This window comes from Pseudoxanthomonas sp. z9 (genome assembly GCF_006542425.1).
Taxonomy (GTDB): domain Bacteria; phylum Pseudomonadota; class Gammaproteobacteria; order Xanthomonadales; family Xanthomonadaceae; genus Pseudoxanthomonas_A.
Genome location: NZ_VFID01000017.1, coordinates 1 through 2,087 on the forward strand (window position 1 = coordinate 1; position 2,087 = coordinate 2,087).

2 rRNA genes are annotated in these 2,087 nt (G+C 55.2%); both read right to left on the bottom strand.

Annotated features, from left to right (window positions below):
* Nucleotides 1-5: 5 nt before the first annotated feature.
* Nucleotides 6-120, bottom strand: a 5S ribosomal RNA gene (gene rrf / locus FG323_RS19525).
* 122 nt (nt 121-242) lie between these two features.
* A 23S ribosomal RNA gene (locus FG323_RS19530) occupies nt 243-2,087 on the bottom strand; the annotation flags it as partial.

The window sequence follows — 2,087 nt, forward strand, 5'->3', positions numbered from 1 at the left end:
AAAGCCCCTGGCGATGACCTACTCTTGCATGGCTTAGGCCACACTACCATCGGCGCAGCTGCGTTTCACTTCCGTGTTCGGGATGGGAACGGGTGGGACCACAGCGCTAATTTCACCAGGGAGACGGTTGGAGCGTCGCCATCCGAAGGGATGAGGCGCCTGTCTCACATAGGGTCTTGTGACGTAGCGGGCATTGGATTCTCATCGACGTTGCCGTCGAGTCCAAGGCCACTTGAGGTTATATGGTCAAGCCGCACGGATCATTAGTATCAGTTAGCTCAACGCCTTGCAGCGCTTACACACCTGACCTATCAACCACGTAGTCTACATGGTTCCTTCAGGGGGCTTGTGCCCCGGGAAGTCTCATCTTGAGGCGCGCTTCCCGCTTAGATGCTTTCAGCGGTTATCGCTTCCGAACATAGCTACCCGGCAATGCCACTGGCGTGACAACCGGAACACCAGAGGTTCGTCCACTCCGGTCCTCTCGTACTAGGAGCAGCCCCTCTCAAACTTCCAACGCCCATGGCAGATAGGGACCGAACTGTCTCACGACGTTCTGAACCCAGCTCGCGTACCACTTTAAATGGCGAACAGCCATACCCTTGGGACCGACTACAGCCCCAGGATGTGATGAGCCGACATCGAGGTGCCAAACACCGCCGTCGATATGAACTCTTGGGCGGTATCAGCCTGTTATCCCCGGAGTACCTTTTATCCGTTGAGCGATGGCCCTTCCATACAGAACCACCGGATCACTAAGTCCTACTTTCGTACCTGCTTGAGCCGTCGCTCTTGCAGTCAAGCACGCTTATGCCTTTGCACACAGTGCGCGATGTCCGACCGCGCTGAGCGTACCTTCGAGCTCCTCCGTTACTCTTTGGGAGGAGACCGCCCCAGTCAAACTACCCACCATACATGGTCCCCGACCCGGATTACGGGCCTAGGTTAGAACGTCAAGCACATCAGGGTGGTATTTCAAGGTTGGCTCCACCACAGCTAGCGCCATGGTTTCATAGCCTCCCACCTATCCTACACAGACGAACTCAACGTTCAATGTAAAGCTATAGTAAAGGTTCACGGGGTCTTTCCGTCTTGCCACGGGAACGCTGCATCTTCACAGCGATTTCAATTTCACTGAGTCTCGGGTGGAGACAGCGCCGCTGTCGTTACGCCATTCGTGCAGGTCGGAACTTACCCGACAAGGAATTTCGCTACCTTAGGACCGTTATAGTTACGGCCGCCGTTTACTGGGGCTTCGATCAAGAGCTTCGCCTTGCGGCTGACCCCATCAATTAACCTTCCAGCACCGGGCAGGCGTCACACCCTATACGTCCACTTTCGTGTTTGCAGAGTGCTGTGTTTTTGATAAACAGTCGCAGCGGCCTGGTTTCTGAGGCCCTCTTCAGCTCAGCTGCGCATGCAGCCACCAAAAAGGGCGCACCTTCTCCCGAAGTTACGGTGCCATGTTGCCTAGTTCCTTCACCCGAGTTCTCTCAAGCGCCTGAGAATTCTCATCCTACCCACCTGTGTCGGTTTACGGTACGGTCTTCGTGAGCTGAAGCTTAGGAGCTTTTCCTGGAAGCGTGGTATCAGTGACTTCGCTCTAAAGAGCTCGTCTCGGTGCTCGGTGTTAAAGGAACCCGGATTTGCCAAAGTTCCACACCTACCGCCTTTCCCCGGGACAACCAACGCCCGGTACACCTAACCTTCTCCGTCCCTCCATCGCACTCACGCGAGGTGCAGGAATATTAACCTGCTTCCCATCGACTACGGCTTTCGCCCTCGCCTTAGGGACCGACTAACCCTGCGTCGATTAACGTTGCGCAAGGAAACCTTGGGCTTTCGGCGTGCGGGCTTTTCACCCGCATTATCGTTACTCATGTCAGCATTCGCACTTCCGATACCTCCAGCAGCCTTCTCAAGCCACCTTCGCAGGCTTACGGAACGCTCCTCTACCGCGCACACATAAGTGTGCACCCCAAGCTTCGGTTTAGTGCTTAGCCCCGTTAAATCTTCCGCGCAGACCGACTCGACCAGTGAGCTATTACGCTTTCTTTAAAGGGTGGCTGCTTCTAAGCCAACCTCCT